At 31.8% G+C, this 21,950-nt stretch carries 21 protein-coding genes, 6 tRNA genes and 1 pseudogene; 19 read left to right on the forward strand and 9 right to left on the reverse strand.

What is annotated here, in order from left to right; all coding sequences use genetic code 11:
• Positions 1-10 precede the first annotated feature (10 nt).
• The 7 genes from argB to B5E79_RS08990 all read left to right on the forward strand — a co-directional run bounded on the left by argB (position 11) and on the right by B5E79_RS08990 (position 7,087).
• Positions 11-871, forward strand: a complete 861-nt coding sequence (gene argB / locus B5E79_RS08960) for an acetylglutamate kinase (protein ID WP_087297748.1) — start codon at positions 11-13, stop codon at positions 869-871.
• A 9-nt stretch (positions 872-880) separates the two neighbouring features.
• Positions 881-1,873 carry an ornithine carbamoyltransferase gene (gene argF, locus B5E79_RS08965; protein WP_087297749.1) on the forward strand — a complete coding sequence of 331 codons (993 nt, stop codon included), beginning with the start codon at positions 881-883 and terminating at the stop codon, positions 1,871-1,873.
• Between the two features lie 102 nt (positions 1,874-1,975).
• Complete coding sequence (locus B5E79_RS08970; protein ID WP_087297750.1) at positions 1,976-2,521, forward strand: hypothetical protein; 546 nt, start codon at positions 1,976-1,978, stop codon at positions 2,519-2,521.
• A gap of 145 nt (positions 2,522-2,666) precedes the next feature.
• Positions 2,667-3,344: a response regulator transcription factor gene (locus B5E79_RS08975; RefSeq protein ID WP_224762493.1), complete on the forward strand. Its 678-nt coding sequence runs from the start codon at positions 2,667-2,669 to the stop codon at positions 3,342-3,344.
• Complete coding sequence (locus B5E79_RS08980) at positions 3,341-4,327, forward strand: sensor histidine kinase (RefSeq protein ID WP_158095492.1); 987 nt, start codon at positions 3,341-3,343, stop codon at positions 4,325-4,327. Before B5E79_RS08975 ends, B5E79_RS08980 begins: the two co-directional genes overlap by 4 nt.
• 100 nt (positions 4,328-4,427) lie before the next feature.
• Complete coding sequence (locus B5E79_RS08985; protein ID WP_087243694.1) at positions 4,428-5,189, forward strand: ABC transporter ATP-binding protein; 762 nt, start codon at positions 4,428-4,430, stop codon at positions 5,187-5,189.
• Positions 5,186-7,087, forward strand: coding sequence for an FtsX-like permease family protein (locus B5E79_RS08990; protein ID WP_087297752.1), 1,902 nt, complete (start codon positions 5,186-5,188; stop codon positions 7,085-7,087). Before B5E79_RS08985 ends, B5E79_RS08990 begins: the two co-directional genes overlap by 4 nt.
• 20 nt (positions 7,088-7,107) lie before the next feature.
• Here B5E79_RS08990 and B5E79_RS08995 read toward each other — a convergent pair.
• Positions 7,108-7,461, reverse strand: a pseudogene (locus B5E79_RS08995) (GNAT family N-acetyltransferase); the annotation flags it as partial.
• Between the two features lie 278 nt (positions 7,462-7,739).
• Between B5E79_RS08995 and B5E79_RS09000 the strand changes: the two are divergent.
• The 12 genes from B5E79_RS09000 (at position 7,740) to B5E79_RS09050 (ending at position 17,770) form a co-directional block, all read left to right on the forward strand.
• Entirely contained in the window at positions 7,740-8,858 is a 1,119-nt protein-coding gene (locus B5E79_RS09000) for an aldo/keto reductase (RefSeq protein ID WP_087297753.1), read from the forward strand.
• A gap of 64 nt (positions 8,859-8,922) precedes the next feature.
• Positions 8,923-10,218 carry an N-acetylmuramoyl-L-alanine amidase gene (locus tag B5E79_RS09005; RefSeq protein ID WP_087297754.1) on the forward strand — a complete coding sequence of 432 codons (1,296 nt, stop codon included), beginning with the start codon at positions 8,923-8,925 and terminating at the stop codon, positions 10,216-10,218.
• 12 nt (positions 10,219-10,230) lie between these two features.
• Positions 10,231-10,668 carry a PH domain-containing protein gene (locus B5E79_RS09010; RefSeq protein ID WP_087297755.1) on the forward strand — a complete coding sequence of 146 codons (438 nt, stop codon included), beginning with the start codon at positions 10,231-10,233 and terminating at the stop codon, positions 10,666-10,668.
• 128 nt (positions 10,669-10,796) lie between these two features.
• Positions 10,797-12,209 (forward strand): amidophosphoribosyltransferase, encoded by a 1,413-nt coding sequence (locus B5E79_RS09015; protein ID WP_087297756.1) that lies wholly within the window; start codon positions 10,797-10,799, stop codon positions 12,207-12,209.
• 81 nt (positions 12,210-12,290) lie between these two features.
• Positions 12,291-12,425 (forward strand): hypothetical protein, encoded by a 135-nt coding sequence (locus B5E79_RS13935; protein WP_255376348.1) that lies wholly within the window; start codon positions 12,291-12,293, stop codon positions 12,423-12,425.
• A 15-nt stretch (positions 12,426-12,440) separates the two neighbouring features.
• Entirely contained in the window at positions 12,441-12,728 is a 288-nt protein-coding gene (locus B5E79_RS09020) for a hypothetical protein (protein ID WP_087297757.1), read from the forward strand.
• A 61-nt stretch (positions 12,729-12,789) separates the two neighbouring features.
• A complete protein-coding gene (locus B5E79_RS09025) occupies positions 12,790-13,626 on the forward strand; it encodes a tRNA 2-thiocytidine biosynthesis TtcA family protein (protein ID WP_087243701.1) in 837 nt (278 codons plus the stop codon).
• A gap of 1 nt (position 13,627) precedes the next feature.
• Positions 13,628-14,320 (forward strand): tRNA threonylcarbamoyladenosine dehydratase, encoded by a 693-nt coding sequence (locus B5E79_RS09030; protein WP_087297758.1) that lies wholly within the window; start codon positions 13,628-13,630, stop codon positions 14,318-14,320.
• A gap of 57 nt (positions 14,321-14,377) precedes the next feature.
• Positions 14,378-14,788: a hypothetical protein gene (locus tag B5E79_RS09035; RefSeq protein WP_087243703.1), complete on the forward strand. Its 411-nt coding sequence runs from the start codon at positions 14,378-14,380 to the stop codon at positions 14,786-14,788.
• Positions 14,789-14,888: 100 nt separating this feature from the next.
• Positions 14,889-16,886 (forward strand): penicillin-binding transpeptidase domain-containing protein, encoded by a 1,998-nt coding sequence (locus tag B5E79_RS09040; protein ID WP_087297759.1) that lies wholly within the window; start codon positions 14,889-14,891, stop codon positions 16,884-16,886.
• A 294-nt stretch (positions 16,887-17,180) separates the two neighbouring features.
• On the forward strand, positions 17,181-17,495 hold the full coding sequence (locus B5E79_RS09045; protein WP_087297760.1) for a hypothetical protein: 315 nt from the start codon (positions 17,181-17,183) through the stop codon (positions 17,493-17,495).
• On the forward strand, positions 17,492-17,770 hold the full coding sequence (locus tag B5E79_RS09050) for a hypothetical protein (protein ID WP_087297761.1): 279 nt from the start codon (positions 17,492-17,494) through the stop codon (positions 17,768-17,770). The genes B5E79_RS09045 and B5E79_RS09050 overlap by 4 nt, the downstream gene beginning before the upstream one ends.
• A 22-nt stretch (positions 17,771-17,792) precedes the next feature.
• On the opposite strand, the gene B5E79_RS09055 is transcribed toward B5E79_RS09050, so the two are convergent.
• The 8 genes from B5E79_RS09055 to B5E79_RS09090 form a co-directional block, all read right to left on the reverse strand.
• On the reverse strand, positions 17,793-19,649 hold the full coding sequence (locus tag B5E79_RS09055; protein WP_087297762.1) for a VWA domain-containing protein: 1,857 nt from the start codon (positions 19,647-19,649) through the stop codon (positions 17,793-17,795).
• Positions 19,650-19,660: 11 nt separating this feature from the next.
• Entirely contained in the window at positions 19,661-21,298 is a 1,638-nt protein-coding gene (locus B5E79_RS09060) for an AAA family ATPase (protein ID WP_087297763.1), read from the reverse strand.
• 106 nt (positions 21,299-21,404) lie between these two features.
• A tRNA-Glu gene (locus tag B5E79_RS09065) sits at positions 21,405-21,480 on the reverse strand.
• A gap of 7 nt (positions 21,481-21,487) precedes the next feature.
• Positions 21,488-21,563, reverse strand: a tRNA-Asn gene (locus B5E79_RS09070).
• Between the two features lie 3 nt (positions 21,564-21,566).
• Positions 21,567-21,640: transfer RNA gene (locus tag B5E79_RS09075), tRNA-Gly, on the reverse strand.
• A gap of 7 nt (positions 21,641-21,647) precedes the next feature.
• Positions 21,648-21,736: transfer RNA gene (locus B5E79_RS09080), tRNA-Leu, on the reverse strand.
• 14 nt (positions 21,737-21,750) lie between these two features.
• Positions 21,751-21,826, reverse strand: a tRNA-Lys gene (locus B5E79_RS09085).
• Between the two features lie 7 nt (positions 21,827-21,833).
• Positions 21,834-21,917, reverse strand: a tRNA-Tyr gene (locus tag B5E79_RS09090).
• Positions 21,918-21,950 lie beyond the last annotated feature (33 nt).

Here is a 21,950-nt window from a genome sequence, read left to right on the forward strand (position 1 = left end):
GGGAATAATTATGAATCAAAAAGCAGTGATTAAAGCAGAAATTTTATCTCAGGCATTACCATATATTCAAAAATATCATGATAAAGTTGTTGTGATTAAATATGGTGGCAATGCCATGATTAATGAAGAATTAAAGATGAATGTGATTCAGGATGTCGTGTTATTATCAGAAATTGGGATTAAAGTCATTCTAGTACATGGTGGTGGACCAGAAATTAATCAGACATTAAAGAAGATGAATATTGAATCTCAGTTTATTCATGGTTTAAGATATACGGATGATGAAACAATGAATGTTGTGCAGATGGTTTTGGCAGGTAAAACAAATAAAGATCTTGTAAAATTAATTATGCAAAAAGGTGGTAATGCAGTAGGAATCAGTGGTATTGATAATCAACTGATAGTTGCGAAAAAACATGAATCTCAAGATGATTTAGGATATGTAGGAGATATTGTCAAAATTAATGCTCATATCATTATAGATTTATTAGATAAAGGCTATATTCCAGTTGTTTCAAGTGTGGGGACTGATGAAACAGGACAGACTTATAATATTAATGCTGATACGGCAGCTGCTGAAATTGCAGCCCAAATCCAAGCAGAGAATATGATTTTGGTGAGTGATATACCAGGATTATTAATGGATAAAGATGATGAATCAACATTGATTCCTTTGGTTCATGTCTATGAAGTGAAAGGATTAACAGATAAAGGGATTATTAGTGGTGGTATGATTCCTAAAGTAGAATGTTGTGTGAGGGCCATTCGTGAAAATGTAAAAAAAGCAGTGATTATTGATGGTCGTATTCCTCATTCTATTTTAATTGAAATGTTATCTAAAGATGGTATTGGAACAATGTTTACAAGATAGGAGGATTATATGGTCAATTTAAAAAATAGAAGCTTTTTAACATTAAAAGATTATTCTAAAGAAGAAATTCGTTATTTATTAGATATGGCACATCGTTTAAAAAAAGCAAAGAAAAATGGAAGAGTTGGAACAGCATTAAAAGGAAAAAATGTAGTCTTATTATTTGAAAAAACATCAACACGTACACGTTGTGCCTTTGAAGTTGCCACTTTAGATGAAGGTGGACATGTGACTTTTTTAAGCAATTCACAGATGGGGAAAAAAGAATCTTTAGAAGACACAGCGAAAGTTTTAGGAAGAATGTATGATGGTATAGAATTTAGAGGATTTGAACAAAAGACTGTTGAAGATTTAGCCAAATACTCAGGTGTTCCTGTATGGAATGGATTAACGGATGTCGATCATCCAACTCAGACATTGGCTGATTTTATGACTATTGAAGAACATTTGAATAAACCATTAGAAGAAGTCAAATTTGTTTTTACAGGAGATATTAGGAATAATGTCTGTTATGGGCTGATGTATGGTGCAATGAAAATGGGAATGCATTTTGTATGTTTAGGACCCAAAGATTTACAAATTGATCCTGAAGTTTTAGCGTATTGTCAACAGGAAGCACAAAAATCAGGTGGAAAAATTGAGGTTTTAGATAATGTTGATGAAGCGGTGAAAGATGCTGATGTCATTTATACAGATATTTGGGTTAGCATGGGAGAAGATGAAGCTTTATATGAACCAAGAGTCAAAATGTTATCACCTTATAAAGTGACAACAGAAATGATGAAAAAAACGGGAAAAGAGTCTACACTTTTTATGCATTGTTTACCATCATTTCACGACTTTGAAACAGAAGTCGCTAAGGCTAAGTATGAACAGGGAATTGATATTAGAGAAGTTGAAGATGAAGTTTTCAGATCATCACAATCTGTTGTTTTTGATGAAGCTGAAAATAGAATGCATACAATTAAAGCTGTCATGGTAGCCACAATTGGTAATTATTAGAAAAAGAAACTGTTAATTTCTAAACTGATTAACAGTTTTTTCATATATTATCCACATCAAAGACTTATAATCATAGTGTATAAAAGATGGGAGAATAAACAAATGAAAAAATTATTGTTAGTATTACTTGTTGTTTGTTTAAGTGGGTGTACACAAACAATTCAAAATGATCCGTTAAAAAATAGTCAATCCATAAAACAAGATGACAAACAAAAAGTTGTAGAAGCTGAAAAAAAGCAGCTTATGGATGGGATAAAACAGACAATGCCTGAAGAGATATATCAGGAGTTAACAAATAAAAAAGTGGTTTATGAAATAGATGATATCATCACAATTGGCAATGATCAAAATAACCCTACTTTACGCTTGGATTTTGCTTATCAGGATGGTCAATTGGTTCAATTTGTTAATAAGGAATATGGTTTTTTAGATACATTACCAACACGTATGACAAGCGAACAGCAAGCCAAAGAAACAGCAAAGACTTTTGCGAAAGTTTTCTTGAATCAAGATGTCAAGTTACAAAAAACAACAGCTTTAAGTGGCTATGACACTGACCAATATATAACATTTAAAGACGAGAATCATCACACATATCTTGTGGCATTAAATATTAATGTTTTATTGAAATATAATGAAAATTCATGATAAAGGAAACTTATTATATTTTCAATATTGATAGCCAAGAAGATCTATGAATAGACTTAGCATAATGTTACATTTTTGTAATGTTGTGCTTTTTTCTTTTCGTGAAGATTTGAAAAATATATAATATTTTTAAGAGGTGATGGAAATGGAAAAAATGCACATCATGATTGTAGAAGATGATGAAACACTTGCTAGAGAAATAAAAGATTTTTTGATGAGATGGGGATATTATGCTGTTATCGCAACACATTTTGAAAATATTGTTGAAGATTTTTATAATTATAAACCTCATCTTATTTTAATGGATATTAATTTACCGTATTATGATGGTTTTTACTGGTGTACACAAATTAGAAATACATCACAAGTTCCTTTGATTTTTATAAGCAGTCGTAATGATGATCATGATAAAATCAGAGCCATTCTTCAAGGTGGTGATGATTATGTCGATAAGCCATTTCATTTGGAATTGTTGAAGGCTAAGATTGAAGCTATTTTAAGAAGAACATATCAATATAAAGTTAAAGATCAAATGAGAATCAATGCCGATATTTATTATGATAAAACAAAGGGCAGCTTGTTTTATCATGAACATGAGATTCATCTGACAAAATCAGAAAGTCAGATAGTTTGTCTTTTATTAGAATCTCAAGGAGCCATAGTCACAAGACAGGCATTAATGGAAGCGTTGTGGAATACCGATGAATTTATTTCAGATAATTCTTTAACAGTGCTTATTTCCAGATTGCGTACAAAATTAAAAGATGAATGTCATCAGGATATTATTTGTACAAAGAAAGGACAGGGATATTATATATCATGATTTATTTACGAAAATATAGTCGCTATATCCTTGTCATAACCTTGATTATATTGGCGTATAATCTCTATTTTATTTATCTTGTTCCTGGAGCTAATACACAATATCTGATTTATTTTGATGTTGTTGTAGGGCTATGTCTTCTTTCTTTCATTTTTTTAGACTTTATGCATGAAAAAAACCGTTTAGATAAGAAAAAGGATTATTTAAAATCAACAGAAGTCATTTGTTTTGAGTTTGATCATTTTGATAATATTGATATTGCTTATCACGATGTTCATGTTCTTCAAAAGCAGCTAGATGAAATATATCAAGTCAATAATGATTTACAGGATTATATGACAAAATGGTGCCATGAAATTAAAATTCCATTATCAGCTAGTTTATTGATCAATCAGAAAAATACAGATTATCAACAAAAACAAAATATGCAGGAACAGTTAGAAAAAATGAACCAGTATCTGAATCAAATCATGGTAGTGAGTCGTATTCAAAGTCAGATTCATGATATATACATTAAACCTGTTTCATTAAAAGACAGTGTTTATCAATCCATCAAGAATAATCAATTCTTTTTGATTAATAAGCATTTTGAAATGGATGTAAATGTAGAGAATTTACAGATATATAGTGATAAAACATGGCTCATCTATGTCTTGGATCAGATTATTAATAATGCCATTAAATATGCCAAAGAGTCACCTCAATTAAAAATCTGGAGTGAACATCATGAAGAGCAGATAGATTTATATATTGAAGACAATGGAGAAGGTATTCAATCACAAGATTTGCCTAGAATTTTTGAAAAAGGATTTACTGGTCAAAATCATCATAATGGACAATATAAATCTACTGGAATGGGATTATATATGGTGGAAAAAGTCATTTCTCAATTAGGTCATTCTATTGAAGTAGATAGTGTTTTTCAAAAGTTTACCCGTGTTCATATAACATTTCGGGATCAAAGAGATTATTTTTATCGCTAACCTTTCAGTCAATGTAAGATATAAATAGATATTGTTATCAAGATGTAAGGATTTCTCATCAATGATATCTTAAAATGGAAAGTGTTAGGAGGAATGATTTATGGATAAGAAAAAAGTTGTTGAAATCAAAGGATTAGTCAAAAACTATGGAACAAGAGGTTTTCAAACAAGAGTCTTAAAAGGTATTGATTTAACCATTTATGAAAATGATTTTATTGCGATTATGGGACCGAGTGGAAGTGGAAAGACAACGTTGTTGAATATTTTATCAACGATTGATAAACCGACACAAGGAACAGTACTATTGGATGGTAAAGATGTTACAAAGTTAAAAAATAAAGAATTATCTCAGATACGAAGAGATAAGATTGGTTTTATTTTTCAAGATTATAATTTGTTGGATACAATGACTTTACAAGATAATATTTCCTTGCCATTATCATTAAATGGTGTTTCTTCTCAGGAATGTATATCAAAATGCCAGGCTTTAGCACAGGTTTTTGGATTAAAGGAGCATTTAAAGAAATATCCTTACCAATTATCAGGCGGACAAAAACAAAGAGGAGCCACTTGTCGTGCATTAATCAGTGAACCTGAAATCATATTTGCAGATGAACCAACGGGCGCTCTCGATTCAAAATCAAGTCGTGATTTACTGGAACGTCTTAAAATGGTCAATGATGAAGGAAAAGCCACTATCTTAATGGTGACACATGATGCTTTAAGTGCTTCGTATGCTAAAGATGTCTATATTTTAAGTGATGGTATGATGAAATGTCGTTTAACGCGAGGAGATTCTCGTAAAGAATTTTATGATCGTATCATTGATATGCAAGTGTCTATGGGAAGTGATTTTTCATGAGCTTAGCCAAATTATCCATCATGAACTTCAAAGCAAGTTTTAAAAACTATGTTTCACTGATTATATCATTAGCTTTTACAGTTCTTATTATTTTTAATTTCTTTAATCTTATGGATTCTTCTATTATGGAATCATTAGGAAAAATAAATAGTCAAAATATAAAGATTGTCATTCAATGTATGATTGTTGTTTTAAGCTGTTTTATGTTTTTCTTTATCTGGTATGCTACAAACGTTTTTTTAACCAAACGTAAAAAAGAAATTGGTGTCTATGTTTTTATGGGACTCACAAATCAAAGAATTGGAAAACTTTATATGTTGGAAACAATGCTGATTGGTCTTGTTGCTTTGGTTATGGGAATCGGTTTTGGCATTTTAATATCTCAGTTGTTTACAATGACTTTAGTAACGATTTCTGATATCGAAGTCAATCTTTCTTTTGAAATTTCATTGTCAGCCGTTTTATGGAGCAGTTTGATTTACTTTATTGTTTATATGATTTTTGTTTTCAAAGGATATATCAATTTAGTAAGAAGCAGTGTTTTAGATATGGTCAGTGCCAATCGTCAAAATGAATATGTGAAACAAAATAAAGTGATTCTCTTTTTAAAAGCCATACTTGGAATTATCATTCTGGTTTTAGGATATTATTATGCCATTAAAGAAGGTGGCATGGAAACAATGGCTAATGCCTTATTAGCAGTTATTTTGGTCATCATTGGTGTCTATTTGCTCTTTGGTGGTTTCATTCCATTGATTTATCAGACATTGGCTTCCAATAAAAGATTTCTATACAAGAAACAAAGAACTTTATGGATCAATCAGATTATCTTTCGTATGAAGAAAAATTATCGTACTTATGCGATTGTGACAGTATTAATGATATGTGCCCTCACAGCATTAGCTACAGGTGTGGCTATGCATGAACGTTGTCAGATGATACATGATTTTGAAAATGTCTATACGTATCAGATTTTTTCTCAACAGGCTAATCTCCAAAATGAATTTATGCAAGTGATAGAAGAACATAATGATGTGCAGTATAGTTCCTATATTGAAATGTTGCAGATTGAAGGGAGTTATGCCAGTACAACCCATCAAAAGAATACATTTGCTTTGATTCCTTATTCTCAACTCAAAAAATTAGCCCAGGATTCTCATCAGACATTTGAACTTAAACAGCCACAAAATGATGAAGTGATTGATTTAGCTCATCAATATATCCTTTCATTAATTACAACGGATGAATTAGAAGATATTCAGATACAAAATCAAGTCTATGATACAATTCAAAGAACAACAGTACCATATTTAGGTTATTTACAGGAACAAGTTTCTTTCTACTGTGTCAGTGATGAAGAATATGAAAGATTGAAATCTGCAGGAGCATCTTTATATGTCTATAATTATAAGATTGAGAATACCAAAATGTTAAATGCATCTGTTGATGATATTCAACAACATCAGGATTGTGTAGGTCTCATTAAAATTGATCCTCAAAATGATTCTACGCAATGGATTCAAATGCTTTATCCTGTTTGTATCTTTATGTTTATGGTCTTTATTTTTGCGAGTGGAAGTATCATTTTTATGAAACTTTATAATGATGCTTTTGAAGAAAAAGAACGTTATCGTGTTCTAAGAAAAATAGGGATTGGCTCAAAAACATTAAGAGCAGGTGTCCAAAAAGAATTGTTATTGACATATATTGTCCCATTTTTACTTATGAGTCTTTCTTCTTATTTTTCAGTGCATGCATTGGCTAATATGATGCAGACTGATTTGTTATCGGTCAATATATTGAGTGTAGGCGTCATTGCTATATTCTTTGTTGTATGTTATGGCTTATCAGTTGTTATATACTGTCAAAATGCAGGTATTTATGAAAAAGGATTCTAGTATCTCATCTAGAATCTTTTTTATTCAAAATATAAAACCATATCATACCAAGTTTCATTCGCAAGTGTTGATTGAGATAGACCAAGATTCATAAATCCAAACTTTTCATAATAATGAATGAGTTCCTCTTTACAAGTTAAAATACAACCTTTGCGATTTTGTTTTCTTGCATCCTCAATCAGCTGATACATCAGCTTTGAAGCATAACCATGATTTTGGTGCTTTAATGATGTATTGACACCTAAAATAGCTTGCCACTTTCCATTTTCATTATGAATACGAGGATCATGAAACATAACATCCTGAATGCGAGAATGATCAGTCACAGGACCGTTGATAAAAGCAAGGATTTCTTTTTGCTCTTCCATAATCCAAAAGTGTTGAGGATATGTTTCTCATCTGTGTTTGTATTCAATTTCTGATATTCTTTCTTCAGGCGGATAACACTCATTACATATTTGCACAAGCATAGATAAATCTTCTAGACGAGCATGACGTATCATCATAAAGTTTCTCCTCATATTTAATAGATTTATATTGATTATAAAGTGTTAACTTTATTTTGAAAATATATATGGCATATAAAAAAATAAAATCTAAAGCTATATGTTTTGATAAAAAAGTAGTATGATAATCATAGAGGTGAAATAGGATGGAAAAAAGGAAGTTTGAAAAATTAGGGATTGAATCATCGTTACTAGGTTTTGGATGCATGCGTTTTCCTTTAGATGAAAATGGGAATATTGAAGAAAAAGAAGCTGAACAGATGTTAGACATGGCGATTGCAAATGGAGTCACTTATATTGATACAGCATATCCATATCATAATGGAGATAGTGAACCATTTGTTGGGAAAGTCTTGAAAAAATATGATAGACATCAATATACATTAGCGACAAAATTGCCAATCTGGAATGTCAATAGTCAACAGGAAGCCAGAGAAATCTTTGAATCACAACTACAAAGATTAGATGTGGAATATGTAGATTTTTATTTGTTGCACGCTTTAGATGAAAAGAAATGGGAAAAAGTATTAGAATATCATATTATTGAATTATGTGAACAATTAAGACAGGAAGGAAAAATTAAATATTTAGGATTTAGTTTCCATGATGAATATCCTGTTTTTGAAAAAATATTAAAAGCTCATGATTGGGATTTTTGTCAGTTACAGTTAAATTATATGGATATGAATATTCAAGCTGGACAAAAGGGTGTTGATTTAGCCAACCAATTAGGAGTACCTATTGTTGTTATGGAGCCTATTAAGGGTGGAAGTTTGGCTACTTTACCACAAGATGTGACACAAATGTTTAAGGATTATGATGCAAACAGAACTTTAGCATCTTGGGCATTAAGATATGTAGGAACTTTGCCTGGTGTAAAAGTCATCTTAAGTGGGATGTCAACATTATCACAGGTTGAAGATAATTTAAAAACTTTTGAAGATTATCAGAATTTAAATGATGAAGAAATGAATATCGTTCAAAAAGTTGCAGATACATTACATGCTCGTACAAGAAATGGATGTACAGGTTGTGGATACTGTATGCCTTGTCCTTTTGGTGTTGATATACCTGCTAACTTTAGATATTGGAATAATTGTTTTGTTTATGATGATGAAAAATTATTTAAAGGAAAATATGAGAAAATGGAAGATCAGGCTAAGGCCAGTCATTGTCAGCAATGTGGAGCATGTGAAAGAATGTGTCCACAACAATTACCAATTAGAAAGGATTTAAAACGTGTTGTACAAGATTTTGAGAGATAATCCATCTCTCTTTTTTTTATATCGGAAAGATGATAAAATGAATATACTGAAGGGAGAAGGTATTATGACGAAAAAGAAATGGATCATATTGATTTTATCTATTGTGATTGTCGTTGCAGGAGGAATTGGTGGATATATCTGGTATCAAAATGGTCAAAAACAAAAAATACTCGATTCTATTCAACTGACTTTTACTGATCAGACAGTAATTGAGTATGGAAGTGATTGCCAGGCAGAGGATTTAGTCGCAAAACAAAGTGGACAATTATCAGTTCCTCAAATGGATACAATGACAATAGGAAAGCAGACTTTGGAATATAAAGTTTCTAAAGGTGAATTAAGTAAAACATTTTCACATGAAATAGAAGTGAAGGATACACAGTTGCCAGAAATTAAATTGACAAAAGAGTCTGTAACACTTGATTATGGTGATCAATTTGATATGAAACAATATATTGAATCGGTGAGGGATAAAGTAGATGGCGATTTAACATATGTCAGCCAAGATAAAGTTAAAGATGATCAAAATAACTACTATACATATGAAAGTAATGTCAATACAAAGAAGGCTGGAACATATAAAGTTGTTTTGAAAGCAGTCGATAAAAATCAAAACAAAGCTGAAAAAACATTGAAAGTGACAGTAAAAGAGGAAGTTAAAGAAGAAGTAATAAAACCTCAAAGTTCATCATCAACAACATCTTCTTCATCTTCATCAAAACAATATGTCGCTTCACCCAATAATAAAGTGATTGTCATTGATCCGGGACATCAGGGACAGGGGAACAGCTCTTTAGAACCTATTGGTCCAGGAGCATCAACAAAGAAAGCAAAAGTTGCTGGTGGAGCAACAGGAACATCAACAGGTATTCCTGAATCACAGACAACATTGGAAATTGGTCTCAAATTAAGAAATGAATTACAAAGTAGAGGCTATACTGTCATTATGACAAGAACAAGTCAAGGTGTTAATATTTCTAATAAAGAGCGTGCTATGATTGGTAACAACAATAATGCTGCAGCAGTGATTCATTTACATTGTGATGGAGCTGGATCAAGTGCCAGAGGAGCACATACGATTGCACCTGCAAGTGATAATCCTTATTGTTCATCTATTTATAGTGCTTCATCAAGACTAGCCCAAAATGTGATTAGTTCTTATTGTGCCAAGACAGGAATTAAAAGTCGTGGAGTATCTTATCGTAATGATTTGTCTGGATTAAATTGGAGTGAAGTCCCAGCTATTTATATTGAAATGGGATTTATTACGAATCCAACAGAAGATCAACTTTTAAATGATGATGCTTTTCAAACAAAATGTGCACAAGGTATTGCTGATGGAATAGATGCTTATTTTTAAGGAGGATAACATATGCGTTATTATTCAAAGATTGGAGTTATATGGATGATAGCTATCGCTGTTATTGTTTGGTGCAATTATATGTTACTAAAGCCAGTTACATGGCGATTAGATGATTGGGGTATGTGGTTAACATTACTCATTTTCATTCCTATTGATGTTTTATTTGTGATATGTACTTTTTGGACATATTATGAGTTTCATGATGATTATTTGGAAGTCAGAAATGGTTATTTCTTTCATGAAGATATCCTATATCATGATATCCGTTCTTTTAAAGAAACGCATAATCCACTGGGTTCCTGTGGTTTATCACTTGATCGTCTTGATATCATATATAAAGCACAAAAGGGGAGAAATGGAAATAGTGAAGTCTTGATTTCACCAGTTAAAAAGCAAGAGTTTATTCAAGAATTAGAAAAACGTAGTCGAATCTTTTTATCAAAATAGTCATGAAAAAATGACTATTTTTTAGTTGCGATAAAAAAGTCGTAAAATAATAAAAAGTTTGTAGACTTTTTTTATGAAATTGATTAGAATAGGGATGTAAATTAGAAGACAAAGGAGATAGGAACAGTATGAGTGGTTTTTTTGGGGTAGCGTCACAAAATGATTGTGTCATGGATTTGTTTTTTGGAGTAGATTATCATTCACATTTAGGAACAAGAAGAGGTGGTATGGCTGTTTATGGAAAGGATGGTTTTCAACGTTCTATACATAATATAGAAAATTCACCTTTTAGAACAAAGTTTGAAAAAGATGTTGAAGAATTTGCTGGAAATATTGGAATTGGATGTATTTCTGATAGTGAAGCACAGCCATTGTTGGTGAATTCGCATTTAGGGTCATTTGCGATTACAACAGTTGGAAGAATTAATAATTTAGATGAATTAAGAACGTTATGCTTTGAACAGGGAAAGACACATTTCTTGGAAATGAGCGGGGGAGAAATCAATCCAACAGAAATGGTGGCTGCATTAATTAATCAAAAAGAGTCAATTGTGGAAGGAATTCAACATGCTCAAAAATTAGTCAAAGGATCAATGAGTATATTGGTAATGACGAATGAAGGGATTTATTGTGCAAGAGATAAATTAGGAAGAACGCCTGTTATTATTGGAAGAAAAGATGATGCTTATTGTGTCACTTTTGAAAGTTCTGCTTTCTTAAATCTTGGTTATCATCATTATAAAGATTTAGGATCAGGAGAAATTGGATTTATTTATCCTCATGGATTTACACAAAAAGTTAAACCAAACGATCAAATGAAAATTTGTTCATTCTTATGGGTTTATTATGGATATCCAACTTCAACATATGAAGGAGTCAATGTTGAAAAGATGCGCTATGATTGTGGAAGTATGTTAGCGAAACGTGATCAAGGAACAGTTGAGCCTGATAGTGTCGCTGGAGTTCCTGATTCAGGATTGGCACATGCGATTGGTTACGCTAATGAATCTGGTATCCCATTTGCAAGACCATTTATTAAATATACACCAACTTGGCCACGTTCATTCATGCCGCAAAGTCAAGGTCAAAGAAATTTAATCGCAAAAATGAAACTCATTCCTGTAAAAGAATTAATTAAAAATAAAAGTTTATTATTGATTGATGACTCTATTGTCAGAGGAACACAATTAAGAGAAACAACAGAGTTTTTATATCAATCTGGGGCTAAAGAAGTTCATGTGAGACCAGCCTGTCCACCTATCTTATACGGATGTAAATATTTGAATTTCTCACGTTCTAATTCAGAATTAGATTTAATTACACGTCGTGTGATTAAAGATTTAGAACAAGGTGATGTCACTGATGAAATATTAGCTGAATATGCAAATCCTGATAGTGAAAAATATCAACAAATGTTAGATGAAATCTGTAAGAGATTAAAATTCACATCTTTAAGATATCATCGTTTAGATGATTTGATTGAATCTATTGGTATTGAACCTTGTAAGTTATGTACTTATTGTTGGGATGGAAAAGAATAAAAGTGATTAGAGCGTATGCTTTAATCATTTTTATTTGATTATTTTCAAAATATAATATATAAAGAATAAAGAGGTGAAACAATGATTACATTTGAGAATATAACACAAACAAAATCAGTTTATACACATTTTTTACCCGTTTTATTAATTCCTCTGATAACGCCCTATTTAAAAAAGGCAGACATTCCATTTAAAACACTTGGATTAGAAGATTGAACTGTCAATCATCAATTGACTGGTGAAATTCAACCAGTATATAAAAAGAATGTAGAAGACGCAAGAGAAAAATATAGAGATGCAGGATATCAAAATGTAAGATGCATAGGTGCGATTATAACGCGTATATCTCCTGATGATTTTTATGCTATGACACTTCAATTCTTTGGTGATACAATGGACTTGGATTTTGTTAGAGAACAACGTTTGGCTAAGGAAAAATCTGATGCACTTTATGAATCTTCTTATAAAGATTGGTTTCCAGAAGGAACGTTACCAGTTTGTGACAATAAAAATAAATAAAAATTGTCAAATGATAAGATGTTTGATATAGTTTGGATGTGTGAAATTAAAGGAGAAATACATGGATAGAACAAAACAGATTGAACAAAGTATTATAAAGAAATATCGAAAACCAATATGGAGAAAATTTGTGAAGGCTATTCAGACATATGATCTTATTCAACCAGGTGATAATATTGCAGTATGCATTTCTGGGGGAAAAGATTCTATGTTAATGGCTAAGTTACTACAGGAAATTAAACGTCATGGACAGTTTGATTTTGGATTGGTTTTCTTATCAATGGATCCAGGATATAATGAAAAAAATCGTAAAAAAATTGAAGAGAACGCAAAAATTATGGGAATACCTGTTCAGTTTTTTGAATCAGATATTTTTAAGGTTGTCACAAATATCGAAAAATCACCATGTTATTTATGCGCAAGAATGCGACGTGGTTTTTTATATGCGAAAGCCAAAGAATTAGGATGCAATAAAATCGCATTAGGACATCATTTTGATGATGTCATTGAAACAATTCTTATGGGAATGTTTTATGGTTCACAAATACAAACGATGATGCCTAAGTTACATAGTACAAACTTTGAAGGAATGGAATTAATTAGACCGATGTATTTAATAGAAGAAAAAGATATTATCAATTGGTGTAAATATAATGATTTGTCTTTTATTCAATGTGCCTGTCGTTTTACTGAAGAAATGGAAGAATTAGGAGAAGTGCATCATACTTCTAAACGAGAAGAAATGAAAAACTTATTAAAATATTTAGAAACAATGAATCCTAATGTGAAAAAGAATGTTTTTAAAAGTGTAGAAAATGTGAATTTGGCAACCATTATTTCATATAGCGATGAATCAGGAAGACATCATTTTTTAGATGATTATGATAAAGGAGAATAAAATGTTTTCAAGATTTGAATTATTAATAGGAGAAGATAATATCCAAAAGTTAAATCAGGCTCATGTCATTGTATTTGGTGTTGGTGGTGTTGGTGGATATGTTGTTGAAGCACTGGTGAGAAGTGGTATTGGACATATCACGATTGTGGATAATGATGTTATTTCTTTGTCGAATTTAAATCGTCAAATTATCGCAACACAGGAAACCATTGGTCAAAAGAAAGTTGATGTGATGAAAAAAAGAATATTATCAATTCATCCTGAGTGTGACGTGACAACATTGGATATGTTTTATTTACCTGAAACAGCTAATCAAATTGATTTATCACAATATGATTATGTGGTTGATGCCATAGATACAATCACTTCTAAAATAGAATTAGCTGTTCGTTGTGACCAAAAGATACCTTTGATCAGTTCAATGGGAACAGGAAATAAAATGAATCCAGCATTATTACAAGTCAGTGATATTTATAAAACATCTGTTTGCCCACTTGCTAAGGTGATGCGTAGAGAATTGAAGAAACGTCGTGTCAAACACTTGAAAGTTGTTTATTCTCAAGAATTACCAATGAAACCTTATGCATCAGATGAAATAACCCATAAAAGAGCTATCCCAGGAAGTACAGCTTTTGTACCCTCTAGTGCGGGACTTTTAATTGCCAGTGAAGTTGTTAAAGATTTGTTGAAATAAACAAATCTTTTTTCACATTTATGGATTATTGACATATGTTAAATTGAGGTGTAAAACATGCGTGAACAACTTCAATCTTATATTTATACAGAAAAATTTTTAGCTCAACTTTATCGTCGAGCAGCAGCTTTAGCTTCATCACAGGAAGAAAAAAATGCATTATTGGCTTTTGCTCAAAATGCTGAAACAAATGCCAATTACTTGAATTATTTTTATAAGTTAGAATATGGTGTTAACTTTGATCCAATGGTCCCAGAGATTAATTTACAGGGAGGATACAGGGCAGTATTAAATGAAATATTGAAACTTGAAATCAGTTCTTATCTTGAATATCGTAAACTCACATACAATCAAAGTAACAATGAGTTTAGAGAAACAGTGAGAGCTATTTCTGATACAAAGCTTGGACATATTTTAACAGTTTTAGCAATTATTACGAATTTGAATACTCCACAGACCAATGGCTAACAGTTTTGTTAGTCATTTTTGTATTCTTTTAGAAATATTGACTAAATATTTTCTTTATTTTTGAAAAGTGATATACTAAGCTTGCAAAGGAGGAGAAGATATGGGAGTCGTATATACGAATCGTAATCGAAAGAAATATATTGCTATTGGAGGTCTTGTAGCGATTGTTGTGATTGTAGCAGTAGTGTTATTCTTTTTATTATCAGGGAATAATAATGAATCCACATTAAAGAATTTTTATGCACAAATATCTGAAAAGAAATATGAAGATATGTACAATAGTCTAAGTAGCGAATCACAGAAATCTTATGATCAGCAAACATTTGTGGAAAGAAATCAGAATATTTATGAAGGTATTGAAGCAAGTGATTTTCAAATTGAAGTTACAGATGAAACTGATAATGAATTAACGTATAATGTGAAAATGAATACAATTGCTGGAGAAGTTACTTTTGAAAATAAAACAACGATTGAAGATGGAAAAATTGTGTGGGATGATTCATTTATTTTTCCAGATTTAACACAAAATGATAGAGTGAGAGTTTCAGAAGATGAAGCAATCAGAGGACAAATTTTAGATCGTAATGGAAAAATGTTGGCAGGACAAGGAGAAGCTTATTCTGTTGGTTTAGTAAGAGGTAAACTGAATGGTGAAAATGATTACGACCAACTGGCTGAGTTGTTAGGTTTAACAAAAGAAAGCATTCAAAAAACAATGAGTGCATCATGGATTCAAGATGATTCCTTTGTTCCATTAACAACAATTCCATCAACAGATACACAGTTAGAAAACCAATTACTACAAATTCCAGGAGTACAGCTCAATACAGTTGAAGTTCGTACTTATCCATATGGTGAAGTGACATCACATTTAACTGGATATATGCAACAGGTGACTGCTGAAGATTTAGAAAAACATCAAGGTGAAGGTTATACAGAAACATCAATGATTGGAAGAAGCGGTATTGAAGCAGCATATGAAAAACAGTTAAAAGGAACGAATGGGGCAACAATTTCTATTGTTGATGAAAATGGAAGTACAAAGAGTACAGTTGCTACGCAGGAAAAACAGGATGGACAGGATATCACATTAACGATTGATGTTGATTTACAAAGAGATTTATATAATGCGTTTGATGAAGATCAAAGTGCATCAGTTGCGATGAATCCAACAAATGGTGAAGTTTTGGCTTTAGTCAGCACACCATCTTTTGACAGCAATGATTTTATTTATGGTTTTTCAACGGAAGAATGGGATGATTTAAACAATGATGAAGATCAACCATTAACAAATCGTTTTAGAGCGACTTGGGTGCCTGGTTCAACAATGAAGGCTATAACAGCAGCCATTGGATTGGAAACTGATTCTTTAGATGCATCTAAAGATTTTGGAGCTGAAATGAAATGGCAAAAAGATTCTAGTTGGGGAGATTATTTTGTCACAACTTTACATGCACCAAATCCAAATAATTTAAGAAATGCTTTAATTTATTCTGATAATGTTTATTTTGCGAAAGCAGCATTAGAAATTGGAAAAGATAATCTTGAAAAAGGATATAAATCTTTAATGATTGGAGAAGATATTCCTTTTGAATTGGCTCTTACAAAATCACAATATACAAGTGATTCATTTGATGATGAAATACTGATTGCAGATAGTGGATATGGACAAGGCCAGATTCTTATGAATCCAGTTCAAATGACATCTATTTATAGTTCTTTTATGAATGATGGTAAAATGATGACACCACATGTTGTGAAATCAACAGAAACATCAGTTTGGGCAGAACCATTTTCTAAAGAAACAACGGATGAAATCAAATCTGATTTGATTCAAGTTGTTGAAGACAATAATGGAACAGCACATGCTTTAAATAACAGTCAATATCAGTTAGCTGCAAAAACAGGAACAGGAGAGATTAAGAATTCACAAGATGATACAACAGGAACAGAGCTTGGATGGTTATCTGTTGCTTCTACTGATTCATCAAAACCAATTGTCATTACAACAATGGTAGAAGATGTCAAAGGTCGTGGTGGAAGTAATTATGTTGTTAATGGTGTTAAACAGCCACTGATGTCATATTTACAAAAATAACGGAGTGATGACTCCGTTTTTTAAATACTTTTTTTGAAAATATAAAATAGCTTTACTATAAAAATGAATATGTTATACTGATAGTGAGAAGAGATATTATTTTAAATATTTAAATTATTTTCATATCAAATAATATATTATAAAGATAAGGTAGGTGAAAAAGGTATGAAAAGAATAGGAATGTTTATATTGAGTGCAGTTTTAGCTTTTGCTATGAGTGGATGTCAAGTCAATGACAATCAGGTTGATATGGTAGAGGTGGCAGAAAAATGAGTCAGTTATTCACAAGAAGTCATGCAAAAGGCAGAAGAAGATCCCAGTGATATTGCATCACAAGAACAAATCTATCAGGATATGGAAGCTGAATTTCAAGATGTCATGGAAGAAGATACACTTAAAGATGTCCAAATAAAAATTGTGACATTTATCATGAATGAGTTATCATCGTATTCATTACCTGTCACAATTCAATCTGTTTCTATTGAAGAAGGTGATAGTCAAGTTTTGACAGTTAAATTCAAAGATCAAAACCAAAAACAGGGAGAAGTTATTTTAAGAATGCAGGAAAATAATGGAAAGATTTCTTATGTAGGAGTTTATGGAAAATGAATAGGAAAATAGATCAATTATTTATAAAGATACAATGGTTTATTATTTTGATAGCAGGTATATTTTTATTGCTTCATGGAGCGCATCAGAATTTAGTCATTATCATATGGATATTTTCCATATTATGCAATGCTTTTTGGGCAAGAGGAAGTCGTATTGCAAATGTAGAATATACTTATTTTCGTTTATTTCGTCGCTATCCAACAATTTGGTTAGCCATCAGAATGCTGTTGGTTGTGATGATGTCATTATTCGTTATTGGATATGCAATATAAAAACATCTCAAATGAGATGTTTTTATATTGCAATTTCTTTTAATTTATTAATGAGCATATCAGGTAAAGTTTGTATATCTTCTATAAATAAACTGTTAGGATATGTTTTTGTAATTAATGGGGCAGTTTGAATACCAATTCCAATGACATCTATATTCTTATCTTTTTTATAAAGATGTGTTAATTCATGAATATGTTCAACACCATGAGTATCACCATCAGATAATACAAAAACAAAACCTTTTCTTTGTCTTTTATATTCAGCAAGTTTTTTTAATACATATTCTAAAGCTATATCCTCATGTGTTCCACCAGATGTATGCATTGCAAAGATACGATCTAACATATATCTTTTTTGACAGTCTTGAAAAGATATAATTTCAGTGAGTTGTACTTTGGTTTGTCCTAAAGCTTTATGAGATGAGATGCAAAAGGGGATTTTTAAAGTTTGTAATACTCTTGCCAGTTCAAAACAGCCTTTCATAGTATTGATTATTTTTTCTCCGCTCATTGATTCACTTGTATCGACAAGAATATAAACGCATAAATCTTTCTTTTGGCCTTGTTTATGTTCCTTAAAAACACGACCATCTAAAGTAGCACGGTAAAGATTTTGCTGATCTAAATGTCTACCATATTCTAATCTATGTTTTGTACGACTTTTAGAAGCATACATTCTTTCACGTTTAAACAGTCTTGCCAGTTTATTACTTCGGACTATACTTTCATGTTGACTTCTTAAAGCAATAATACCATATTGAGTTGGTGTTGTTCTTTCTAAAGGAGATAAAACAATAGATTGTTCAATAGTTGATTGATATGTTTGGGTTTGAAGCCTTTTTTCTGATTGTTTTCTTTGTTTTTCTTCACGTCTATGAATATCTTGTAAAATTTGATGATTATTTGTTTTTTCTGCTTCATTTTCTAGAGATTCAATACGTTGAAATTCTTCATCAGAAAGATTCATTTTGTACTTTGTTGGTGTTTCTTGCGGTTGAGTATCATTGGAAGTACTTTTTTGAAATTGAACAGCAATTTCACTGGACATTTGAGAAAAAAGACTGTTAGAGATGCCAGATATTTTAGAGCCGTTTTGAATAGTATCAATGATTTCTTTGACAGTTTCTTCCATAATAGGGGAACAGAGCTGTAAAATCATTTGAGCTATTTCTAAACGCTCAGTTGTATTATGGGTTTGTAAACGTCCCTTAATAGCAAGTTTTCTTATTTCATTAAAATGCTGATGCAAATAGCGTGGCAGATAAACAATGCTATCATTTAATTTAAAGCGATAACCATAAGTGCAGATAGCCATTATTTCTTTAATGATTTTATCCATAAGAAATGAGGTGTCATGATGATTATGGTTTTCTTTCATAAAAGCCAGTATGATGGCTTGTCTGGCATACATTAAAGCATTCCATGTTTCAGGATATTCTATTCCCATAGCATTTTCAACTGCACCTTCTTCAATGGCTTTTAAGACTAATGGAAGATTGGTTTGATAGACATAATGGAAAAGAATATCTTTCAAATCACGATATTTGATTTCTTTATTTAAATATGCTTTGGCACTCTGATTGGCCATATCTAAAGCTTCAGTGGCTTTTTGATAGACATGGGATAGCACTTGAAAATCAGTATATAACAAAGAAGCCAGTTCGTGTAATTCCAGACCTTCCATAAACATGGCATAACCTTGAGGATGAAAGTTTGCAAGATAACGATAAGGGGCTTGTTCACCTAAAATAATGAGTGCTTTTTGATTTTGGATTTGTGAATAATGCTGATTGCTTGTATCTATTTGTAATTGAACAGGCATTCTGGCATAGAGAGCAGCATTTTTTTTAAGTTTTCTTTTTTCATCTTGTGATAACATATTTTATACCTTTATGCTTCCTGTTCAACAAATTCATGAACGATTAATGACATCACTGAAGAAGCAGCACCGTTTGTTGATAAAATTTGACGAACATCTTCCAGATTAAGAATTTCATCATCTTCCTCAGCTAATTCAGAAATAATAGTGACTAGACTGGCACGTAATACATCGCCATCTAAGTCAACTGTTTTATTAGCCCAGTTTAATAAGGTTCTCAAGTCAATTCTTTGTGTTGTTTCATTTCCTTCGTTTATAATAACATTATTGAAAGCATCGAGTAATGATGCCATTTGAGTTGCTGTTTTTAAGTCGATATCTGTTTCCTTGACAATAATTTGTGCCATTTTATCAATAGGTAATTGACTGATTTTTATTTTATTTTGAATACGTGATTTATGAGAAAGGTTCATTTCATTCGTTCCAGCATAACCAATATTCATACTTTCAGCAAATCTAAACAAAGGATGTGCATGAATAATTTCACCATTATCTAGTATTTTTTGCTTTGTACCATCGAGAACATCATTTAATGAAGAAATAATATCACTATCAACCATATTAATTTCATCAAAAATAAACATTCCACCATATTTCATCATTAAACTTAAAGGACCATATTCAAAAACAGTTTCACCATTTCTTAAAACATATTTTCCAAATAATGTTGATTCATCAATAGAACGACTTCCAACCATTTTCAGTGATGGTAAACCTAATGCCCCAGCAACACAAAGTAATTTTGTTGTTTTACCTGTTCCTGAAGGACCATAGTATAAACAAGACCAAGTTTTTCCTCTTTGAAATGATTTGATTAAATCAAAATCATTTTGATCTAAAAAATGACGATTCTGCATATATAAGTGTTCATTATCTTTGATAGATTCCTGTAAAAATAATGGAAGCTTTTGTTTTTCCTGATCACTATAAAGAGGATTGATATCTAAAATAGTATAAGAAGCTGTGGATAAAGATTCATAAAATTTTTCTTGAGATTGTAAATCAAGTAAGAGATTTTGAGGATCTTTTTGAAACAGAAAGGTTTCACATAATGATTGTGTGTTAAATGTAATATGTTGATGTTGCATAAATTCTTCAACAGAATCATAATGTAAAGATAAGAAACAGTCAGGTTGATTCATCATTTCTTTTACAAGTTCAATGAGCCTATTTGCTATATGTAAAACATATTTATATTCATTGGCATCCCATTGTTGACCATGCTCATGTTGTGACATATCAATATGACGCCAATTTTCATAAATATCAGCAAATTCTTCAATCTGATATTGATTATATAAGTAATTAATAGCTGTTAAAAGTAAACGATATAGACTATCGCTTTCTTCATTGATAGTTGCCATAATAAAACGATGCTCATGAAAAGAATATTCTAAATAAGCTTCTATTTTATTTTGATGAGTGATTTGAAATAAAAGAGAATGCTCATGGATAAAAACAAAAACAAAATCATGTTGATAGTGACTATGAACAATACCTTGTATAGCTTTAGCAGTATCATGTTGATAAGGATATGTTGTGTGAGGGATGAGCTCATCTGTGCTTTCAGTCCCATATAGAATCATGTCACTATGATATCCTGGTGAGATCGAATAGGGTTTAAATTGTTTAAGTGTATCAAGTATCATATATCTTACTCCTTTTCTGTTTCATATTATAACATGTATCAGACATATCACAAATTATGTGCTTATATAAATAAAAAAACGATCATAAGATCGTTTGCTTGAAAAATGGTGACCTGTACGGGATTCGAACCCGTGAATGCATGCGTGAAAGGCATGTGAGTTAACCGTTTCTCCAACAGGCCATAAAAATGGCGCTTGAAGTAGGACTCGAACCTACGACCGATCGGTTAACAGCCGATTGCTCTACCAACTGAGCTATTCAAGCGTATGGAGCGGGTGATGGGAATCGAACCCACGTAGTCAGCTTGGAAGGCTGAAGTTCTACCATTGAACTACACCCGCAAAAGAATGGTGCCCAGGGCCGGAGTCGAACCGGCACGGATTTTAAGGTCCGCAGGATTTTAAGTCCTGTGCGTCTACCAATTTCGCCACCTGGGCATATGTGCTTTTAATGGTGACCCGCAGGCGACTCGAACGCCTGACCCTCTGATTAAAAGTCAGATGCTCTACCTACTGAGCTAGCGGGTCAAAAGAATGGTGGGGAGGGGCGGATTCGAACCACCGAACCGAAAGGAACTGAGTTACAGTCAGCCGCGTTTAGCCACTTCGCTACCTCCCCGTATATGGTGCCGGCTAAAGGACTTGAACCCTC

Origin of the sequence: Massilimicrobiota sp. An134, assembly GCF_002160815.1 — a bacterium.
Lineage (GTDB): Bacteria > Bacillota_I > Bacilli_A > Erysipelotrichales > Coprobacillaceae > Allocoprobacillus > Allocoprobacillus merdigallinarum.

What these genes read in the sequence shown, in the direction of transcription:
- argB (WP_087297748.1), top strand. Translation starts at nt 11, where the DNA reads ATGAATCAAAAAGCAGTGATTAAAGCAGAAATTTTATCTCAGGCATTA.
- argF (WP_087297749.1), top strand. Translation starts at nt 881, where the DNA reads ATGGTCAATTTAAAAAATAGAAGCTTTTTAACATTAAAAGATTATTCT.
- B5E79_RS08970 (WP_087297750.1), top strand. Translation starts at nt 1,976, where the DNA reads ATGAAAAAATTATTGTTAGTATTACTTGTTGTTTGTTTAAGTGGGTGT.
- B5E79_RS08975 (WP_224762493.1), top strand. Translation starts at nt 2,667, where the DNA reads ATGGAAAAAATGCACATCATGATTGTAGAAGATGATGAAACACTTGCT.
- B5E79_RS08980 (WP_158095492.1), top strand. Translation starts at nt 3,341, where the DNA reads ATGATTTATTTACGAAAATATAGTCGCTATATCCTTGTCATAACCTTG.
- B5E79_RS08985 (WP_087243694.1), top strand. Translation starts at nt 4,428, where the DNA reads ATGGATAAGAAAAAAGTTGTTGAAATCAAAGGATTAGTCAAAAACTAT.
- B5E79_RS08990 (WP_087297752.1), top strand. Translation starts at nt 5,186, where the DNA reads ATGAGCTTAGCCAAATTATCCATCATGAACTTCAAAGCAAGTTTTAAA.
- B5E79_RS09000 (WP_087297753.1), top strand. Translation starts at nt 7,740, where the DNA reads ATGGAAAAAAGGAAGTTTGAAAAATTAGGGATTGAATCATCGTTACTA.
- B5E79_RS09005 (WP_087297754.1), top strand. Translation starts at nt 8,923, where the DNA reads ATGACGAAAAAGAAATGGATCATATTGATTTTATCTATTGTGATTGTC.
- B5E79_RS09010 (WP_087297755.1), top strand. Translation starts at nt 10,231, where the DNA reads ATGCGTTATTATTCAAAGATTGGAGTTATATGGATGATAGCTATCGCT.
- B5E79_RS09015 (WP_087297756.1), top strand. Translation starts at nt 10,797, where the DNA reads ATGAGTGGTTTTTTTGGGGTAGCGTCACAAAATGATTGTGTCATGGAT.
- B5E79_RS13935 (WP_255376348.1), top strand. Translation starts at nt 12,291, where the DNA reads ATGATTACATTTGAGAATATAACACAAACAAAATCAGTTTATACACAT.
- B5E79_RS09025 (WP_087243701.1), top strand. Translation starts at nt 12,790, where the DNA reads ATGGATAGAACAAAACAGATTGAACAAAGTATTATAAAGAAATATCGA.
- B5E79_RS09030 (WP_087297758.1), top strand. Translation starts at nt 13,628, where the DNA reads ATGTTTTCAAGATTTGAATTATTAATAGGAGAAGATAATATCCAAAAG.
- B5E79_RS09035 (WP_087243703.1), top strand. Translation starts at nt 14,378, where the DNA reads ATGCGTGAACAACTTCAATCTTATATTTATACAGAAAAATTTTTAGCT.
- B5E79_RS09040 (WP_087297759.1), top strand. Translation starts at nt 14,889, where the DNA reads ATGGGAGTCGTATATACGAATCGTAATCGAAAGAAATATATTGCTATT.
- B5E79_RS09045 (WP_087297760.1), top strand. Translation starts at nt 17,181, where the DNA reads ATGCAAAAGGCAGAAGAAGATCCCAGTGATATTGCATCACAAGAACAA.
- B5E79_RS09050 (WP_087297761.1), top strand. Translation starts at nt 17,492, where the DNA reads ATGAATAGGAAAATAGATCAATTATTTATAAAGATACAATGGTTTATT.
- B5E79_RS09055 (WP_087297762.1), bottom strand. Translation starts at nt 19,649, where the DNA reads ATGTTATCACAAGATGAAAAAAGAAAACTTAAAAAAAATGCTGCTCTC.
- B5E79_RS09060 (WP_087297763.1), bottom strand. Translation starts at nt 21,298, where the DNA reads ATGATACTTGATACACTTAAACAATTTAAACCCTATTCGATCTCACCA.